The 19,641-nt window shown below is 30.2% G+C and carries 23 protein-coding genes; 2 read left to right on the forward strand and 21 right to left on the reverse strand.

Annotated features, from left to right (window positions below):
* Position 1: 1 nt before the first annotated feature.
* Together BUA92_RS02850 and chrA are read right to left on the reverse strand one after the other, a co-directional pair.
* Entirely contained in the window at positions 2-673 is a 672-nt protein-coding gene (locus BUA92_RS02850; RefSeq protein ID WP_073016502.1) for a response regulator transcription factor, read from the reverse strand.
* Between the two features lie 147 nt (positions 674-820).
* Positions 821-2,020, reverse strand: a complete 1,200-nt coding sequence (gene chrA, locus BUA92_RS02855; RefSeq protein WP_073016503.1) for a chromate efflux transporter — start codon at positions 2,018-2,020, stop codon at positions 821-823.
* Positions 2,021-2,127: 107 nt separating this feature from the next.
* Between chrA and BUA92_RS02860 the strand changes: the two genes are divergently transcribed.
* Positions 2,128-2,436: a PadR family transcriptional regulator gene (locus BUA92_RS02860; RefSeq protein WP_021801863.1), complete on the forward strand. Its 309-nt coding sequence runs from the start codon at positions 2,128-2,130 to the stop codon at positions 2,434-2,436.
* 89 nt (positions 2,437-2,525) lie between these two features.
* Here BUA92_RS02860 and BUA92_RS02865 read toward each other — a convergent pair whose 3' ends face one another.
* The 4 genes from BUA92_RS02865 to BUA92_RS23860 all read right to left on the reverse strand — a co-directional run bounded on the left by BUA92_RS02865 (position 2,526) and on the right by BUA92_RS23860 (position 5,705).
* Entirely contained in the window at positions 2,526-3,638 is a 1,113-nt protein-coding gene (locus tag BUA92_RS02865) for a 5-methyltetrahydropteroyltriglutamate--homocysteine S-methyltransferase (RefSeq protein ID WP_073016504.1), read from the reverse strand.
* 141 nt (positions 3,639-3,779) lie between these two features.
* Positions 3,780-4,688, reverse strand: coding sequence for a LysR family transcriptional regulator (locus BUA92_RS02870; RefSeq protein ID WP_073016506.1), 909 nt, complete (start codon positions 4,686-4,688; stop codon positions 3,780-3,782).
* 12 nt (positions 4,689-4,700) lie between these two features.
* Positions 4,701-5,477: a class I SAM-dependent methyltransferase gene (locus tag BUA92_RS02875; RefSeq protein WP_073016509.1), complete on the reverse strand. Its 777-nt coding sequence runs from the start codon at positions 5,475-5,477 to the stop codon at positions 4,701-4,703.
* 51 nt (positions 5,478-5,528) lie between these two features.
* Positions 5,529-5,705, reverse strand: a complete 177-nt coding sequence (locus tag BUA92_RS23860; protein WP_175550844.1) for a TetR-like C-terminal domain-containing protein — start codon at positions 5,703-5,705, stop codon at positions 5,529-5,531.
* Between the two features lie 238 nt (positions 5,706-5,943).
* On the opposite strand from BUA92_RS23860, the gene BUA92_RS02880 reads away from it, so the two are divergent.
* Complete coding sequence (locus BUA92_RS02880) at positions 5,944-6,828, forward strand: alpha/beta hydrolase (RefSeq protein ID WP_073016511.1); 885 nt, start codon at positions 5,944-5,946, stop codon at positions 6,826-6,828.
* Positions 6,829-6,870: 42 nt separating this feature from the next.
* On the opposite strand, the gene BUA92_RS02885 is transcribed toward BUA92_RS02880, so the two are convergent.
* The 15 genes from BUA92_RS02885 to BUA92_RS02950 form a co-directional block, all read right to left on the reverse strand.
* Positions 6,871-7,350 (reverse strand): DUF2798 domain-containing protein, encoded by a 480-nt coding sequence (locus BUA92_RS02885; RefSeq protein WP_073016514.1) that lies wholly within the window; start codon positions 7,348-7,350, stop codon positions 6,871-6,873.
* Positions 7,351-7,480: 130 nt separating this feature from the next.
* Positions 7,481-8,281 (reverse strand): Cof-type HAD-IIB family hydrolase, encoded by an 801-nt coding sequence (locus BUA92_RS02890; protein ID WP_073016516.1) that lies wholly within the window; start codon positions 8,279-8,281, stop codon positions 7,481-7,483.
* 105 nt (positions 8,282-8,386) lie between these two features.
* Complete coding sequence (locus BUA92_RS02895; RefSeq protein WP_021801853.1) at positions 8,387-8,566, reverse strand: hypothetical protein; 180 nt, start codon at positions 8,564-8,566, stop codon at positions 8,387-8,389.
* A 151-nt stretch (positions 8,567-8,717) separates the two neighbouring features.
* The gene (gene hypA / locus BUA92_RS02900) at positions 8,718-9,059 is read right to left on the reverse strand and encodes a hydrogenase maturation nickel metallochaperone HypA (protein WP_073016520.1); all 342 of its coding nucleotides are present in this window, start codon (positions 9,057-9,059) and stop codon (positions 8,718-8,720) included.
* Positions 9,060-9,075: 16 nt separating this feature from the next.
* On the reverse strand, positions 9,076-11,757 hold the full coding sequence (locus BUA92_RS02905; protein ID WP_073016522.1) for an FAD-dependent oxidoreductase: 2,682 nt from the start codon (positions 11,755-11,757) through the stop codon (positions 9,076-9,078).
* Between the two features lie 24 nt (positions 11,758-11,781).
* Positions 11,782-12,453, reverse strand: a complete 672-nt coding sequence (gene hypB, locus BUA92_RS02910) for a hydrogenase nickel incorporation protein HypB (protein WP_073016524.1) — start codon at positions 12,451-12,453, stop codon at positions 11,782-11,784.
* A 24-nt stretch (positions 12,454-12,477) separates the two neighbouring features.
* Positions 12,478-13,491 (reverse strand): DUF5692 family protein, encoded by a 1,014-nt coding sequence (locus BUA92_RS02915; protein ID WP_073016526.1) that lies wholly within the window; start codon positions 13,489-13,491, stop codon positions 12,478-12,480.
* Positions 13,492-13,622: 131 nt separating this feature from the next.
* Positions 13,623-14,195 (reverse strand): TetR/AcrR family transcriptional regulator, encoded by a 573-nt coding sequence (locus tag BUA92_RS02920; protein WP_073016529.1) that lies wholly within the window; start codon positions 14,193-14,195, stop codon positions 13,623-13,625.
* 106 nt (positions 14,196-14,301) lie between these two features.
* On the reverse strand, positions 14,302-15,288 hold the full coding sequence (locus BUA92_RS02925; protein ID WP_073016532.1) for a DUF4179 domain-containing protein: 987 nt from the start codon (positions 15,286-15,288) through the stop codon (positions 14,302-14,304).
* On the reverse strand, positions 15,275-15,802 hold the full coding sequence (locus BUA92_RS02930) for an RNA polymerase sigma factor (protein ID WP_073016534.1): 528 nt from the start codon (positions 15,800-15,802) through the stop codon (positions 15,275-15,277). The genes BUA92_RS02925 and BUA92_RS02930 overlap by 14 nt, the downstream gene beginning before the upstream one ends.
* 140 nt (positions 15,803-15,942) lie before the next feature.
* Entirely contained in the window at positions 15,943-16,119 is a 177-nt protein-coding gene (locus BUA92_RS23160) for a hypothetical protein (protein WP_175550835.1), read from the reverse strand.
* A 20-nt stretch (positions 16,120-16,139) separates the two neighbouring features.
* Positions 16,140-16,556, reverse strand: coding sequence for a YhfM domain-containing protein (locus BUA92_RS02935; RefSeq protein WP_073016536.1), 417 nt, complete (start codon positions 16,554-16,556; stop codon positions 16,140-16,142).
* A 77-nt stretch (positions 16,557-16,633) separates the two neighbouring features.
* Positions 16,634-17,074 (reverse strand): hypothetical protein, encoded by a 441-nt coding sequence (locus BUA92_RS02940; protein WP_073016538.1) that lies wholly within the window; start codon positions 17,072-17,074, stop codon positions 16,634-16,636.
* Between the two features lie 299 nt (positions 17,075-17,373).
* Positions 17,374-18,036, reverse strand: a complete 663-nt coding sequence (locus BUA92_RS02945; protein WP_073016540.1) for an ATP-binding cassette domain-containing protein — start codon at positions 18,034-18,036, stop codon at positions 17,374-17,376.
* 1 nt (position 18,037) lies between these two features.
* A complete protein-coding gene (locus tag BUA92_RS02950) occupies positions 18,038-19,564 on the reverse strand; it encodes a hypothetical protein (RefSeq protein WP_073016542.1) in 1,527 nt (508 codons plus the stop codon).
* Positions 19,565-19,641 lie beyond the last annotated feature (77 nt).

Raw genomic sequence — 19,641 nt, forward strand, 5'->3', positions numbered from 1 at the left:
CCTATTCCACCATATATCCAATACCTTTTTTGGTTTTAACAAAATCTAAAATATCAGCATCTGATAGTTTTTTTCTAAGTCTAGTAACATTAACAGTTAGCGTATTATCATCTATATAACTATCACTTTCCCAAAGTCTTGTCATTATGTCCTCTCTAGAAATAGCTTTACCAACGTTTTCAAATAAAATCTGAAGTATTTTAAATTCATTTTTTGTAAGCTCAATTTTATTATTGTTATATTCAAGACTTGTACTGCTAAGATTTAAAACTACTCCCTTGTGTTCTATGATATCCATTTTTCCACCAAAGGAATAAGTCCTTCTAATAAGGGCCTGAACCTTTGCTACAAGAATATTTAAATCAAAAGGTTTTGAAATAAAGTCATCCCCTCCCATATTTACTGCCATGATAACATTCATATTATCAGACATAGAGGAAATAAAAATTATAGGTACACTTGATATTTTACGAATTTCACTACACCAATGGTAGCCATTGAAAAAAGGTAAAGAAATATCTAATAACACAAGTTGTGGATCAAACTCTATAAATTGAGCGATAACATCCTTAAAATCAACAACAACTTCTGCTTCATAACTCCATTGACTTAAGCTGTTTTTTATTGATTTTGCAATTATCGTATCATCTTCAACAATCAAAATTTTATACATACTATACTCCTGTTTAATTATAAATTATATCTAAACTCTATAATATTATACCATAACATTACATAATTTCTCTTGATTTTTGCTAAAAATAACCAAAAGTCATTACAACATTTGTTGTAATGACTTTAAGTAATTGAGATATTGAATTTATATAATAAATCCTGCAATTATAGATAAAACTACTATAATTGGTGCTGGTATTTTTTTAGATATTAATAGTCCCATGGTGATTAGTGTGACAATAATATTATCAATTACTAATCCACTTTTTTGCATTAAAATTACTGCAGCTACTGCAATTAATCCACCAGCAACAGCATTAATTCCTTTTAAGGATACTTTTATCCCTTTAATCTTTTTAAGATTCTCCCATATTGGATAAATAAAGAAGATTAAAAGAAGTCCTGGTAAAAATATTCCTATTCCTCCTGCTAAAGCTCCTAAAACTTGAGTTAATACACTTCCTCCACGTGCTGCCATACCTCCTGCATAAGCGCTAAAGCTAAACATTGGGCCAGGTAATCCTTGAACAAGACCATAACCAGTTAAAAACTCTTCGTTTGTCATATATTGATTCACTTGTACAAGGTCACTATGCATAACAGGAACCACTACCTGACCTCCCCCAAAAACTAAATAACCGTAACGATAAAAACTCTCAAACAAGTGAACTATTTTGTTATCCCATAATAATGTAAGAGCAATGCTCCCAAATGTTATAACAACAAAAGCAATTAAATAGACCCAAGGGGGATTTATTTTAACTCTATTCCAAAGGTTTTTCTCTTTAGAAGTTATAATACTAACAACTCCACCAATAATTAAAACCAGTGGAAAAACCCAAGCCTCACGAATAAAATAAGTTGTTATAGCACCAAGTAGGAATAATCCTATGGTAATCTTATCTGTTACAACTTTTAAACCAATTCTATATGCTGCTACAACAATAAAACCTACAGCCATTGGACCAATATAACGAAGTCCAGCTTCAGATATATTTCTACTATTCAAAAATTGATATATGAATGAAAGCAAGGTCATTACTATAATTACTGGTAGTGCCCAAACTAACATTGTTAAAAATGCTAAAAACGGGCCACCAACTTTATAACCTATAGATACAATGGTTTGTGTACTACTAGGGCCTGGAAGAATACTACATAAAGCAATTAACTCTACTAATTCTTCTTCCTTTAAATACTTTTTCTTTATTACCATTTGATCTGTAAACACACTGTAATGAGCTTCTGGGCCTCCATACGCACCTAATGAGCAAATAAATACGTCTTTTAAGAAACTTCTCCATCCCACATTTTTTTTATATTCAATATTTTTATTAACACTCATAATATTCTTCTCCTTTCAACTTGAATTTAAAATAACTCAGTGATATAATGATATCAAAATCTGATATCGGTATTCGATATCTAAATTATACATAGGAGTGATATATAATGCAAGAACAAATTTTAAGAAAATTTTTCTTAGGTTTTATTCAAATCCATATTCTTCATCATGCAAAAAAAGAACCCTTTTATGGCTCTTGGATGATAGAAGAACTTAGCGAACATGGTTATGATATGAGTCCTGGGACTCTATACCCTCTACTTCATGGGATGGAGTCAAAAGGATTATTAGAAAAAGAAGAAAAATTGGTAGACGGAAAAATAAGAAAGTATTATAAAAGCACGAAATTAGGTGATGAAATATTACAAGAGGCACGTAAGAAGGCCTATGAGTTATTTAAAGAAATAAAAGAGTAATCATAAATATAATAATTCCCCATTGATAACTTATATGATTACCAATAGGGAATTTTATTATAGTTAAAATTATATATTCATTATTTTAATTACTTCCACACTTCTTTAGCTATTTCTTGTATTAATTTAAGTTTTGCCCATTGTTCTTCTTCTGTTATCTTATTTCCTTCCTCAGTAGAGGCAAAACCACACTGTGGGCTTAGGCATAAACGCTCTAATGGAACATATTTTGAGGCTTCCTTAATACGGTTTATTATAGTTTCTTTATCCTCAAGCACTGGAGACTTTGTTGTTATAAGACCTAATACTACTTTTTTATCTTCAGCTAGATATTTAAGCGGTTCAAAGTTACCAGAACGTTCATCATCAAACTCTAAATAAAAAGCATCAACATTTTCATTTTGGAAAAGATCTTCAGCTACAGGCTCATAACCACCTTGACAAGCCCAAGTGGAATGGAAGTTACCACGGCATATATGAGTTGTAATTACTAAGTCTTCAGGCTTATCTTCAATTGCAAGATTATTAACCTTCAGTAATTTATCAATAACCTTTTTTAGTCCAGCTTCATCAGTTCCAAGTATTAGACAAGCATTAGGATCTACGCAAACTCCCCAAGTACAATCATCAAATTGTATATTTCTACAACCTGCTTCATAGAGCTCTTTAATTACTTTCTTGTATCCTTCAGCAATATCTTGAATTAAATCTTCTTCATTTTCATAAATAGCTTTAGTACTTTCTTGATTTCCTGCTGTTATCATTTGAAATAAAAATTGTGCAGGTGCTGGTATTGTCTGACGTGCAACTCTACCCTCATCTTCATATTGTTTTACAAATTTAAAATGTTCAACAAATGGATGATTTTCAACAGATAATTTCGAAGTAAGGAATGTGTCATCAATCAATGCTGGCTCACCATGGAATGGTATTCCTGTTTTGGTTTTTGCATGTCCAACTCCATTAAATGCCCACATAAAATCAAGATGCCATGAACTTCTTCTAAATTCTCCATCTGTTATAACTTGAAGCCCTACTGCTTTTTGCTTTTCTATCAAATCCATAATAGCTTTATCTTCAACGCTTTTTAATTCTTCTCCATTTATTTTCCCTTCAGCAAACTCACTTCTTGCTTGTTTCAACTCCTCTGGTCTTAAAAAACTTCCCACAATATCATATTTAAAAGGTGCATTATTACTCATTTTACCCTCTCCTAACTTATTTAAATTAAATTGTTTTTTCTCTTTAAAATAAGTATAAGTTATATTTATGATATTTAAAAATACTAAAAAATGTGTGTTTGATATAGCTTTAAACTATATCAAACACACATTACTATTCTATTAAACATATTCAGATACGTGTCTTTTTAAAGACTCCATATATGCTTTCCCATACCTACTAAGAGACATATTTTTTTGAGTAATTGTCCCTATACTCATATATTCATCAACCATAAGAGGTTTAGCTATAATATTTTCACCATTTAGTTCCTTACTTATTACGCCACTACTTACTGTATATCCATTTAACCCAATAGCTAGATTAAATAAGGTAGCTCTATCTCTTACCTTAATATTTCTATTCCGATCAAGGGTACTTAGGATTTCCTCTGAAAAATAAAAAGAATTATAATCCCCCTGTTCAAAAGAAAGATAAGGATAGTCATCTAATTCTTCTAAAGTAAGAACCTCTCTATCTGAAAGCGGGTGTTTTGAGCTAATAAACACATGTGGTTTTGCTATAAAAAGTTCTTGAAACTCCAGTGAGTTTTGCTTAATTAGTTTCATAATAACCTCTTGATTTTTAGAAGAAGTATATAAAATTCCTATTTCACTTTTTAATCTGCTTACATCCTCAATAATCTCATAAGTTTGAGTTTCTCTAAGGGTAAAATCATATTGATTTCCTCCAAATTCTCGAATAACATCAACAAAGGCATTCACAGCAAAAGAGTAATGCTGAGTAGATACTGAGAATCTAGGACTTTGCTTTTTAAGGTTCAAAAATCTTTCTTCGAGTAGGCTAGCTTGCTCAATAACTTGTCTTGCATAAGCCAGAAATTCATCCCCAGCATTTGATACTACAATTCCTTTATTAGTTCTATTAAATATAGTAATCTGCATCTCATTTTCAAGTTCTTTAATAGCCTTTGTAAGGCTAGGTTGAGAGATAAACAACTCCTTAGCAGCTTCACTAATGGTTCCTTTATCCGCAACCGTTACAACATATTTTAACTGCTGTAATGTCATATTTTTCTCTCCCTATTCTTTTCTAAGCACGTCTACTGTATGAGCACTTGCCCCTAGTAAATCAGCTCTTTCGCAAGTTGAAAAATGATAATCCATAAAAAGTTTAAAGGTTTCATCATCCATTGCATTTATAGTAGACCTCATATAGTTAGCTGGTCCATCAGCTGCTACTAATTTCACTCTTTGAATACCAACAGCTTCATTAATCTTATTAATATCCTCAATTCTTACATATTCATATAAGTCTTCTGGTTTAGCCACAACATGAAAATCATCAGTCAGCTTTCCATTTTTAATGCTTTCACGAATATTATTTTCCTTAAAGCCATATGTAATTACACTATATTCGTTCATAATGTATGCAACTAAAATAATTCCTCCAGATTTAGTTACTCTTTTTGCCTCTTCTAGAGCTTTTACTTTATCTTCATGAGTGTATAAATGATACATTGGCCCAAATACCAAAGTCACATCAAAAGTATTTTCTGAAAACCTTGATAGATTTAATGCTGTTCCTTGATAAGCCTTTACGTTACTTCCTTTTGACTTTAAAACACCAAGATTGTGTTTAACAAGTTCTACTGCTGTAACATCGTAACCTTCATTTGCTAAAGCCACTGAGTATCTGCCTGTCCCTGCACCAACATCTAAAATCTTTGCTTTTTTATTATTCCCTAGATATTCATGTATATATTTCATAGAGGTTAAAAACTCTACTTGTGCATATTTTCTAGTTAACCTCTTATCTTCACAAAACTTATTATAATGTTTCTCTAATTCAATTGTCATATTTATGTACCTCATTAATTATTATATTATAAGAAAGATTATACTATATTCTTAAAGTTTTCTATAGACAATTTCCTCAATTATCTTTGCCATTTCTTCTGGTGACTCTCTATGTTTCTTTTCTAACCATCGTGTTGTTATACTCCAAAACCCACCAATATTAAAAAAGTGAGCATAGTAATAACTATCTTGATTCTCTTTTGTAAACGCTACTTCATCAGGATTAATATGTTATACCATTACTGCTACTTTTACCATGAATTCAGGTAATCTATCCCCAATAAAATATAGCATATTTGACTTCTAAAGTAATGATAAAAAGTTCTACGCCTTTTGGCACACTTTTTAAGTATTGTGCCCATTTTTATCTAAATATTGTAAAATATCTTTGTGAGTATTATACTGCATTTATAGAGCTTGGCACAAGTGTGCACATAGGATATTTAATATATTGGGAGGTTATATTGTGATAGATATAAAGAATGAATTTGAAAAATATAATAGTATAATGCCAATTCAAAATGCAAATATAAACGGAAGTGATTTTTCATATCGTTATTATAAAAATTTACATCCTGAAAATGATGTTACATTAGTTTTTTTGGCTGGTGGTACGGGGCTTGCTGATGCAGTTTTTCTACTTTGTAGTTCATTTATTAGTAAATATAGCTTACTTACATTTAATTATCCACTAGATTTTAATACAAATGCTAAACTTGCAGATGCATTAGCTGAATTACTTTGTCAACTAGACGCTCATAATGTGTATTTGGTAGGTCAGTCCTATGGGGGCTTGTTTGCTCAAGTTATGGCAAAACGTCACCCAAGATTATTAAAAGGTTTAATATTATCAGGTACTTGTTCAATGTATAATGATTTGACGTACAGTGGAATTACTAATATAGTGAAATTTATAAATCCCAAAAAACTAAAAAAGAATCTTATGATAGATAAATTTATCCCTACAAAATTGTTAATTCCATTCCTAAAACTTGCATTTAAAAAGGTTTCCCCCAATAAAGAATTTGAACATAAGTTAGCTAGTATAGCTGATATATTAAAAGGATCTATAACAAAAAAATATTGGTATCACATGGATTTACTAATAGGTGACTTAATGAATGAGTATGGAACTCATAAGCCAGAGGATTTTGAATCTTTCTACGATGAAGTGATGATTATTTTCTCTGAAGAAGATATTATCTTTAGTGATGAGCTGAAGGATGCTTTAATTAGATTAATGCCACACCCCACTGTCATAAGTAACATGGAGGGTGGGCATCTTGCCTTACTTATAAACCCTGAGGAATATACAAATAAGATAACTTCATTTATTTATGAACGAAATTGATAATAAAATTTACTTATATATCAAATTGAAGTAAGCATGAATTTAAGCTACTTTCCTAACTACAGCTTGAGGCTTAAATATAGTTCTAAAAACCAAACGCACTAATGGTCCTACATAGAAAATCTGTAAAAATAGCGCCATAGGGAAGTTTTTAACTATTGCAGTCAACCATAATAATGGAATATCTATTGTTAATCCATTATGGAGAATAGTAGCTGCTAAACTCATTAAAGGAGCCATTATGCAAACTGTAAATGATGATATAGCGAGTATTATAAATATTGGTTTATCTGTTGGTGATACAATTCTAAATGCAAGTTTTTTGGCTAATTTTCCTACTATTAATTTTTCTGCTATAAAAGCTATTAAATATATTGGCCACATAGCTAGAATAGCTTGTACAAATGTTTCATATTGTAATCCACCTGTTGCAATAGCAATATTATAAACAGTCATAATATATACCATTGGAAATACCATAATTAGTGTAAAGATTATTTCTTCGAATTTTGTTTTTGGCATGTTAACCCTCCTAAATAATAAAATAAAAAACATGTGGTGCTTGTGCGTAAATCAGATTTACGTGCAAAGCACCACATGTTTCGTTGATTATTATATCAATGCAAATTTAAAAAAGTCAAGAAAATTAATTTTAAATTGCTTTAAATTTCTTTAAGGCTTTAGCTATTCCATCATTATTTACTGCATCAGTAACATAATAAGCGATTGACTTTATCTCATCTGTCCCATTTCCCATTGCTATTCCATGTTTTACAAGCTTAATCATTTCAATATCGTTTTGAGCATCTCCAAAGGCAAATGTATCTTCTTTTGAAATTCCTAATTTGTTAAATAAGAACTCCACTGCTGTACCTTTTGATAATCCAGGAAGATGGATGTCCATTCTGATATTGGCTTCAACATAAGGATGTACACTCCAGTTTTTTGGTAGTTCTTCTTTAAAAGAAAGCATGTCTTCCTCTGTTTCAAATAGTACTGTAGACATGTTAGCATGTACATCTTCAATCTCCCATGATAAAAATGCATCTTTAGGTTTATCTTTTGTACCTAAAAATAATTCTCTATGTTTTATATTCAGAGGATTATCTAAATCATTACTCCATGTACCATCAATTCCACTAAATATATATTCAGCATTATATTTTTTAGACAGGTTTATAATGTATTTTATATCTTCTACTGAAAGACAGTTATCATACAATACTTCATCTTTAAAGACTATATAATTTCCATTACAAAATATATATCCATCAAAATCTAAATTAGAAATACTTGTAGGTGCTTTTGATCTTGCAGTTGCTACAACAGTATAATTTCCTTTAGATCTAAACTCATTTAATGCTTTAACAGTACTTTCAGCAGGTTCCACCATTCCAGAAGGCACATCCACCATAGTTCCATCAATATCTAAAAACGTTATCTTATTTGCCATTTCGCCACTCCCCTACATTATTAATATATATTAATTCTACCATAAGAAAGTGAATATTTAATTTCTTTATTTGAAACAAGTACCTTCTATTCAACTAATAGTTAACTATACTATTTCTCTCTTAAAATAAAACCATTTGCCATCTACACCTGACAATTCCCAACCTTCTTTACCAAGTACATTTAGCTTTTCACTAATTTCCTTATTATATTTTTTCTTATCTGTTTTAAGTATACTACTTAACTCAATCTGAATCTGTTCAACTCTGTACTCATATTGTTTCATATAATCCCCTCCAAAATATGGTTTAATTCTCAATAATTTAATTTTACAGCTAAGCTTCGTTGAAATGCAAGTATCTATAAAATAAGCAGCCAATAACTTTTCTGTATGATTAGTTATTGACTGCTTAAAACTTTAAATTATTAATTCTTTTTTAACAAGCAATTATCTCTTTAATATTAAATTCCCTTCCGCTCAATATATCAAAATCATCATTTCCACACTTCGGGCATTTATGATTATTCTCTAAGAGATTAAAAACTTTGTTGCACTCTTTACAGATAGCATTACAGGGTAATACCTCTATTTCAAGCTTTGCATTTTCTAGTATTGTTCCTTCTGATGCCATAGGATAACAGGCCTTAATATATCTTGGAACCATAGATGAAATCTCACCTATCTGAAGTACTAGGGTTTCTATTTTTGTTATTGAATTTTGTTTTGCAAACTTTTCTACAGTTTTAACTACTTCAATCATAACTCCAACTTCATGCAATTAAACTCACCTCGTTCTACTTTGAGAAAACTGAACCGATAGATTTTTTAACTTTTTTTACTGCAATTCTTCCTTGACGTTTAATAACATGTTTAATGACAGTAGATTTCATATCCTTAAACTCAACTCCAGCACTATCATATTTTCTAACAAGACTAATTGCATCAAATTTACATTTAGTTGTGCATATTCCGCAGCCTACACATTGATATTGATCAACAACAGTTGCACCACAGCCTAAGCAACGTTCAGTTTCTCTTTTAACCTGATCTTCTGTAAATGTAACACGTAAATCTTTAAAGGTTTCTTTTGATTTGCTGCCCTCTACATGAAGAGTTCTTTGTCTTGGTAGACGATCATATCCATCTTTATCTAGGTTTTCTTTATCAAAAGCATGATATTCTCTTTCTCTACCTATAATTAAATTATCTCCATGAAGATAACGATGAATAGAGGTTGCTCCTTGCTTGCCTAAGGCTATAGCATCAATTGCAAATTTAGGTCCTGTTACAGCATCTCCCCCTCCAAAAACATCTTCTTCTCCTGTTTGATAACTTAGTGACTGAACTTTTAGAGTTTTATTAGGATTTAACTCAAGCTTTGAATCCTTTAATAAATCTCCCCATTCTATACCTTGTCCAACAGAAATTAGAACATTATTTGTTCTAACTAACTTAGTCTGATTTTCATCAAACTTAGGGTTAAACCTATTATTTTCGTCAAATACAGAAATACATTTTTTAAATTCAACTCCAACTACTTGACCATTTTCTTGAATAATTGCTTTAGGCCCCCAGGAATTATTTATTGAAATGTCTTCTGATAAAGCTTCTTCTATTTCTTCCTCAAGTGCTGGCATTTCTTCTCTACTTTCTAAACAATACATGCTTATATTAGAAGCGCCAATTCTTTCAGCTGTTCTAGCAACATCTATAGCAACATTTCCGCCGCCAATTACAACTGCATCACCTTCTAATTTTACTTCTTCACCTAGATTTACTTTTCTTAAAAATTCTACGCCTGTTATTACTCCTTCAGCATCTTCACCTTCAAGACCTAATTTCCTTCCACCTTGAGCACCAATAGCTAGATAAAAAGCCTTATAACCAAGATTTCTTAGTTCATTAAGAGTAATATCTTTGCCTACTTCTACTCCAGTTTTAAATTCTACTCCTAACTCCTTTAAAACTTCTATTTCAGAATTAACTATTTCTTTACCTAATCTAAATGATGGAATTCCAAGAGTAAGCATGCCTCCAAGTTTATTTTGCTTCTCAAATACTGTTACCTTATAACCTTCAGCTCCCAAGAAATAAGCACAAGATAGTCCAGCTGGACCACCACCTATTATAGCTATCTTTTCTTCTCTTTTTGCTTTTTTATCTGGTACAAAACGATGTTCTGCTTTTAAGTCTTGATCAGCTATGAATTTTTTAATTTCATCAATGGCAAGTGGTTCATCTACACCTGATCTAGTACAAGCACTTTCGCATTTTCTTGGACAAATACGTCCACAAACTGCTGGAAAAGGATTTTCCTTTTTTATAAGTTCTAAAGCTTCTTTATATTTTCCGTAAGATGCCATCTTAACATACCCTTGAACTGCTATATGTGCTGGACATTCTGATTTACATGGGCTTGTTCCGCTTTCTTCAACAACCTTTCTAGTTCTATAATTAAAGTCCCATCTATCCTTTCCCCACTGGGTATCATAAGGGGTTTCTTTTTCAACTGGAGCTTTAATAGGTTCCTTAGTGCAAAGACTTAACCCTAAGGTTAATGCATTTGATGGACAATTCTCAACGCATTCACCACAAGCAACACATTTATCTATATCCACCTGAGAAACGTAATTTGAACGAGACCAATCAGGGTTTCTATAAAGATTTGCATTTCTTAACCCAAAACATGAACAACCACAACAATTGCAAATAGCTAAAGCATTTCCAGGACCTGATAGATTAGGAATTTGATGCATCAATCCTTCTTTTTCAGCTTTTAAACAAATCTCTCTAGCTTCTTCTTTCGTAACTTCTCTACCTTTTCCTGTACGGATATAATATTCAGCTGCTGAACCTAAACGTATGCAAATGTCTTCAACAGTATGTCCACACCCTTCGCCAATAACCCTCATAGAAGCACGGCAAGCACAATCTGTAACTGCAAATAGCTCATGTTTTTCAATGAGTGTTTCTATTTCTTCATAGGAAGCTTTTCTTGTATCTCCATCTATAGCACTTTGGATAGGTATAACCCTCATTACACCTAAACCTACTGGAATATTTCCTGCCATTAAAGCACCTAATTTTCTTGTATATTCTTCAAAACATTCAGCAATTACTGGATACTTTTCTACGTTTTCCTTATTATCAACCATATACTCCATAACACCTGGAACAAAAAGTTCAAGACAGTACACGTCTACACCATCTTCTTTTTCAACCTTAATAGATCCATCTACAGCCATCTTGTATAAAATCTTCTCAACTTCATCCTCTGGTCTACCACAAAGCTTAGATACTTCCTTGACTGTTTTAGGCTTACGAATTTCTAAATAAAGTGCTATTTCAGCTTCCTCATCTGAAGTTACAGGTTCTAATATTCTATACTCAGGATCTGTTGGTTTTACTTTTACTAACCCACCAGTAATACCAGCAGCAATTTTATTAGATAATTCAAGTACCTTTTTCTTTACCATATTAATACCCTCCCAAAATAACTGCTAATTCTCATTCCACATTTTCACTTCATTACGTATCCACTCTATCCACTCATCCATTCCTTCGCCTTTTTTAGCTGAGATTGGAATAACCTTAATATTAGGATTTAATTTTTTTACACGTTCTTTTACAGCTTCTAAATCAAAATCAAAATAGTCTAAAGCATCAATCTTATTTACTAAAACAACATCAACAATAGAAAACATTAAAGGATATTTTAAAGGCTTGTCATCTCCTTCTGGTACACTTAAAATCATTGCATTTTTAGAAGCTCCCGTATCAAATTCTGCTGGACACACTAGATTTCCGACATTCTCTAAAATTGCAAAATCAATTCCCTCTGTTCCAAGACCTAATAACCCTTGTTTTGTCATATCAGCATCAAGATGGCACATTCCACCTGTGTGTAATTGAATTACCTTAACTCCTGTTTTTGAAACTGTGTTAGCATCAACATCTGAATCAATGTCGGCCTCTAAAACTCCTATACTCATTTCATTCTTTAAGGCTTCAATGGTTCTTAAAACTGTAGTTGTTTTACCTGAACCTGGTGAGGACATAAGATTTAATAAGAAGGTTTTATCTTTCTTTAAATCTTCTCTAAGTAAATCAGCTTGTCTATCATTATCTTCAAAAACACTTTGTTTAATTTCAAGAATTTTATATTCGTCCATAAATATTTACTCCTCTACTAGTTATTAAGCTCTCATGTTATTTAATTTATTAACCACAACCTTATATTCCCCAAGTTGCTTAATTTCTTTGTATTCGCTAAGGTCTGTATATAGCTCTCCAAGATAAGGATTTCTTTTTGTTCTAACAACCTTATAAATCATATAAATAAATACCAATACATTTGCAGCTAAGGATGCCAAACTAAATGCGATTAGTGGCAATTGATTATAAGATGAAGCAACTGCAAAGGCTCCCTTATCTATAAAAGCTGGGAAGGTTTGGGCAAACATACACCATATTGCTAAGGTTTGGGCACGATGTTGAAGCCATGCACCTTTTCCTGATGTAAAAGCACAAAGAGTTGGTGCTAAAAGTAAAGCAAAACCACAATACCATGAATGTCCTGGAAGACAGTTATAGGTATATGCAAAATTCCATAGATCATAGGCAACTATCCAAAACCAAAGCATATCTGGCCAAAGCATATCTCTACTATTGTCATTTTTAGTTTTCTTTCTTATGGTAATTCCAATCCAACCAGTTATGGTTATAATATTCAAAATACCACCTATAGCATTCATGAAATTCCATGGTCCACCAAGTACATACATGCCATCTGCAATACCACCACCAGCATATTGAAAACCTACTTGAAAATCACGGGCAACAGCTTCCATTATGTTTATAGCAAGAATAAGTGGTGGGAAACATAAAGCCCATTTTTTATCTGCAAGTCTCCACTCCTTACCTGTAAACCTATTTTTAAACTTAAGATGTCTTATACACCAAAAACCAATACATCCAGCTGTAGCAGAATAAACTTTTGCAAGATGGAACCAGTCAGTATATGTAGTCTCACTAAATACTGTAAACCATAAAACCGAAAGGATTACTGGTAATACAACAAAGCAAAATAATCCCACGTACTTATTTTTTCTAGCAACTTCGTTAAATACAAAAAGGGCTATAAATATTAATATCCATACTCCCCATACACTTAAAAAAGTAGCTCCTTCAGAGTAATTAAAAACAAACATAATCTCTCCCCCTAATAATTTGTAAAATCATCCCTTAGTATTAATTTTACATTTATAGCAATTAATTTTTCAATAGACAAAAAAAAGAAAGTGTCTACTTTAAACACTTTCCTAATATATGAAACTATTAATTATTTTAATCCTTCTTTTATAAAGATATCTATAGAACGGGGAATACTTCCTGTTATCATTATAAGAAGTTTTTTAAGAACAATCTCTGGTTCTTCCACCATACCTTCACTAACCCAATCGCTTATAATCCCATTAAACACATGTCTATAAAAATTAACTATAAAATTTTTATCATTTTCATTTAAACTAACACCCATCTCAATTGAACACTCATTAACAACACTGCTAAGTAGATTTCTAGAAAGCTCAGATATATAAATATTAGCCTCTGACCAATAGGTAGAATTATAAACATGCAAAATCATTTTAGAATTTTTCTTAAAATAATGCATGGTAGCTAAAAAACCCCCACCCCATGTTTCAAAGGTCCTATTTTGGGCTATTTCTTGTGATAATTCATCATAAAATATACATTTAAAAATATCCATGATATCACTAAAGTAATTATAAAAGCTCTGTCTATTTACATCACAATGCTCGCAGATACCAGTAACCGTAATTTTATCTAATGATTTTTTATTCAATAATTCTTTAAAAGAGTTAATTATAGCTGTTTTGGCGTTTTGTTTCATAATCTTCTCCATAAAAATAACATATAAGATTTTATAATAAAGAATACTCACTATAGAAAATTATACCAATAAATTAGATTAATTGAAACTTAAACTTATAACAACCTTATTTTATTATAGGTACAGCAATTGTTACTTCTGAACCGTCTATAACTCCTCCCGTTCTGCTATCGTAGGTTTTAATTGTTATGCTTTTATGACCTTTATATTCGCTAGAAGTAAGTTCTTTAATAATGTCAGTAACTTTATTATTATAATCAAATCCCTTAGAAGTTGATGGTAGGGTTAATTGTCTACCTGTTTCATCAAATAATGCAAAATAGTAGGGATCTCTATCTTTGAAGTCCCAGCCACCTCTATTTTGAGAGAAGAAGACAGCACCAAAAGGTGTAAAAGAAATGGAATCGTAATAAATTGACCCTTCATTTGTATTAATTTGTTTATCCAATTTAACATCAATATTTTGAGAAGCTAACTCACCTTTATCTAGTTGATATTTAACTGATTTTTTTATCTTTCCTTCATCTGAAAGGCTAAAAGTAACTCCTATCTTATCAGGAAGATTTAATGGCTTAACTATATAATAGTTTATATAAGATATTTCAGTATCACTTTTTACTCTGTTAAAGCAACTACCACTATATCCACTATCTTTAGGTAAATATTCTTTATCTATTAAAACCGAAAGATTTAGCTTTTCTTCTTCCATTTCTTCAAATGGTTTTCCATCTTTTCTGGTAATTGAATACGAGTATATAATAAAGTTATTATCGAATATTACGTCATGAATATCGACTATATAACTTTTATATGAAATTGATGTATCAACATTTTTTGAATATTTAACATACTCTTCTGGGGCATAAAAATAATCTTTTATGTTACTTATTATTGGGAGGCTGTCTGCAAATGCCATGGTATAGCTAGACAGAATGGCAACCAATGCTATTGATGCAGCTATCTTAAGTAACTTAGTATGTTTTTTCTTCTTAGGTAGATTATTTAAGGTTTTTTCAAATATGTTGTGAAATTCCTCATCTATCTTTTCATTTTTTGATAACTCTATTAATTCTAGAAGATTATCCTTTTCCATTAGCCTTATCCTCCTCCATATATATAATTTTGTGTAATATTTCTTTACCTCTAAATAATCTCGATTTAACTGTACCTTCTGGAATATCCAAAATTTCAGAGATTTCTTTATAACTAAGATCATTAAAATAAAATAATATTATTACTGATTTAAAGTCATCAGGCAAATCAGAAACTAAGCTCATTAACTCAATCTTTTCTAACTCCTTATCAATTATAGGAATTTCAATACTATTTTCTAAATATATAATCTTGTTTTGTTTAGAAAGTTCACTTTTGCTTTTATTCACTACTATTTTTAATAGCCAGCTTTTAAATGAACTTGGATTTTTTAGCGTGGATATCTTCTCATAAACAGTTAAAATCGTATCTTGGACTACATCATATGTAGCTTCATTATTTCCTAACATATATCTTGTTAGGCTGTACATATCTCTTTCATAAATTTTCATCAATTCAACAAAGGCATCTTTATTTCCTTTGGTTGCTTTCTTAACTAGTTTTTCTATATTCAATAAATTCCCTCCTTTCCAATCTCATCAATAAGACATACGTGAAAGGGTAATTGTTCCCTACATAAAAAATATTTTATTAAATTTATAACTGCATAAAAAATATCCTTAGCAGAACTAAGGATATTTGAATAATATTTATTCTATAAACTGCTTAAAAATACTAAACTACACCAAAGATACATAAGAGATAGGTAGCAGATAAATGTATTCAATGCTGTTTTTTCATTTTTATCAGCAACCTTTTTTATTATGGAAACCATATTTACAACAAAAATGCTTGCGAATATGAGACCAATTAATATAGCTATAATAACCATAGATAACCCTCTTTAAAAATCTATTCTAGTTTCTTCTCTGTAAGTATTTCAAACAGTTTATTAGATTTTTCTTCATTTAACTGAATATATTTGCCATCAAATATAAGTGCAACTTTATTTCTATCTGGACTTATCCATAAAGAAATATTTTCGTGGTAAGATTTATCTTCATCATTGTTCATAAAATAAAATTGATAATCAGGCGGATAGGGCATATCAACCTTAACACTTGACCAATAAATTTTATTAAGAATATTTTTTACTGATTTTATGCTGTTAGGATCATTGATTTTACAGTAATATTCATATGCGCCAACTTTATCAGTTTGCTTCTCAACAATAATTATATTTCCTTCAAACTTTCTGCTAAAGAAATAAATTAGAACAATAACTAAAAATATTGTCAGTAAAAATATATAAACAACTTTCCTTCTCAAATCTATTTTCCTTTCACAAGTAAAAATAATCTATTTGCATGTAATTATACCATATTCTTCATAATAAATGTATTCAATTATAACTCCCTAAATTCTCCTCCTTCTTTTATATAGTAATAGTAATGATTTAGAGCCATATCTATTATTTTATTTAATGGGATATTAATATCTGGATGTAGTAGTTTTAATTCTCCCATTCTTCTAATTGTTATATTTCTTAGTAAATAACTTCTTTTACTTTGTCCTTCTTCTTCACTCATAACTCTCGTCAATCTATCAATATTGTTTGATGAACTCTTGGCTTTATTTTCATCATTAATTTTTATTTTCTCAACATTTTCTTCTTCATTCTGTAGCTCTCCATTATCTATTATTACTTTAGTATTTTTATTAATGGTACTATGAAGAATTTCTCTTTCCACATAATCATATGGTTGTATTATAGCCCAATCTTCTATTATGTCCTCTTCGGAAGAATCCTCATCTGTGAACTCTGGATTTTCTCTTTTATCTGTCATATTAATAACCTCGCTATTTATTTTCTTTACTACAATTATATTCTTAAGGCGGAACTTTGGTTCTAAAGTTCTTATATTCTTTTATTCTAAAGTTACTATAATCTTTGGTTCTAAAATTCTTATGTTCTTCGCTTCTAAACTTCTTTTATTCTTTTACAGAAAAGTTCCATATAGAAAAAGGACCGTCTCTGAATTAAATCCTAATGCGCCACCAGCTTATCTTCTTGTTTTGCAAAAAAAACATTAAAGAAAAGGACTAACCTATTAGTAGTGCGGCAGTCCCTTGGAATATTTTATTGTTAAACTAATCCTCTTATCCAATTCTTCATTTCCTCTGGTGTATTAAAATTATTTTTAACTTCGTATATCTTCCCATTATTCAAGAAGAGAATTGTATCTGATATGTCTTTAGCTATATCTATTAAATGCGTTGATATTACAACTGTTGTTCCTTTATTTACGTATCTTCTAATTGTATCTATTATAACTTCAGCAGATATAAAATCTATTGCACCAAAAGGCTCGTCCATTAGGATATATTTATAATTTAATAAAAAACCAATTATTAAAACTAACTTTTGCTTAGTTCCTAAAGAGTATATTCCTATTGGATTATCTATATATTCTTTCATTCTAAGCTCGTCTACTAATCTATTATATTCAGTTAAGTCTATTGTTACTTTTTTAAGTTTTAGTATTAAATCTAAAAACTCACTTCCAGTTAAGTTTTTATAAAAAGACATTTCATCATGAATATATAAGATCTCTTCATTTACCAATTTTTTATCTAGATTAATATTAGAGTCTAGAAATCCTGTTATGCAGTTAAATAAGGTGGTTTTTCCAGAACCATTTACTCCTAAAAGACAGTATATCTTACCTGTTTCAATTTTAAATGAGGCTCCATCTAATATCTTTTTCTCATCATCATAAGAAAAGTTCAAATCATTAATTTTTAACATGTTAGTTTTCTCTCTTTCTTAAATTAAACTTCTTAATGTACAAATTAAACATATAAATAATTATCAAAAGTACGTTTGTACCAATTAACATTAATGCGCTATTGATTATAGGAAGCTCATATCCTCTCATTAATAGCTGCGTAAATAAATTGATTGCAGCTAATATTAGAAGTGTGTTTATCCACCCAAATATTCTTTTGTTATTTACCTCACCATTAATCTTATTTACTAAATTTAAACTTAGGAGTCGTTCTAATATTATAAAAGTAAAAAGTGAAGAAATCAGTCCAAGCCATCCCCATATATTATATCTAATTAAAAGTGCAACAACATAAATAATACCCATTGGGTAAAATAGAATTAAACCTGCAAAGTTTCGTCTAACTTTTATTAAATCTTCTCTATTGAAGTTTATATTGTATTTTCCAAGTAGATCAGTATCTTCACTAACACAAAGAATGTTTCTCATGGAAAAACGTCCACTAGTCCAATATATAATTCCCATGTATATAAAGATAATAAAGCTCATACTCATAGAAATTTCAATACTGCTTTTTACTCCACTTATATCAATATCATGATATATTGCTATAACACAAATAATATAAATAATCTGAGTAATAAGTATTCCAAATACTGCCCCCCTATTGTCTCTAGAAAGTTCCTTTATATCCTTTTGAAGAACTAGCTTATCCATAGGAGTAATATTTCTAAATAATTTTTCTGTTACCTTTAATAGAAGCTTTTCAATATGCTGATTCCTTTTTCTAAAAGGTTTTTCACTCCTATTTTTCACTATTTTTCTTATGTTAAGATTTAAATGATTTTCTGAAAAATAAAAAAGAACTAAAGCTAATATAAATATGAGAATAAGCGTTATAATATGAAAAACATTTATATTGATATTTGTAATAGGAACTTCCTTTTTTAAATCTGGAGAAATTTCATTTAAGTATAAAAAAGCTCCGTAGTTAGGTACAATAAATGTGAATGTTCCCCAAAAACCTAATATAAATTTTAGTACCTTTTCCATCTTCCTATTTATAGTATTTAAGAAGTATCTTGTATAAATCGCAATTAAATAGTTAAAAATAAACCAACTAGCTATAAATAAAATAGAAGATAAGATAAACAAAGGATTTGATATATTTAGTACAGGTCTTAAACTTAGCAAAATAGCTGAAACTAAAGGTAAAGTCCATTTTACTAATACCATAAATACTCTTACCTTTATATATGGTTGTAATTTATCAGGAAGAAATTTTATAATTACATCTTTCTCCAAGTTTTTGAAAAAAGAGAGGTAGATAATAAAGTGAGTTAAGGTTGAAATCATATTTGCTACTATTATTAGATTTATGATTATGGTTTTAGCACTTATTGTACCTCTATGTCCACTTAAACCTAATAAAATTATTCCTAAGGTTGGCGCAATATAAATAAGAGCAAGCTTAACGTAACTTTTGAATATATTGTTTGTTTTCTTTTGAATATTAGCAAGTTCCAGTGTCAGCCATAGTTTAAACATAGGTTATTCCTTTCTGGTTTCAACAATTTAAATATTATAAATTTAACAAGAATGACTTTAATGAGGCTTGGGAAGAA

Origin of the sequence: Clostridium intestinale DSM 6191 (assembly GCF_900130055.1) — a bacterium.
GTDB classification, from domain to species: domain Bacteria; phylum Bacillota; class Clostridia; order Clostridiales; family Clostridiaceae; genus Clostridium_T; species Clostridium_T intestinale.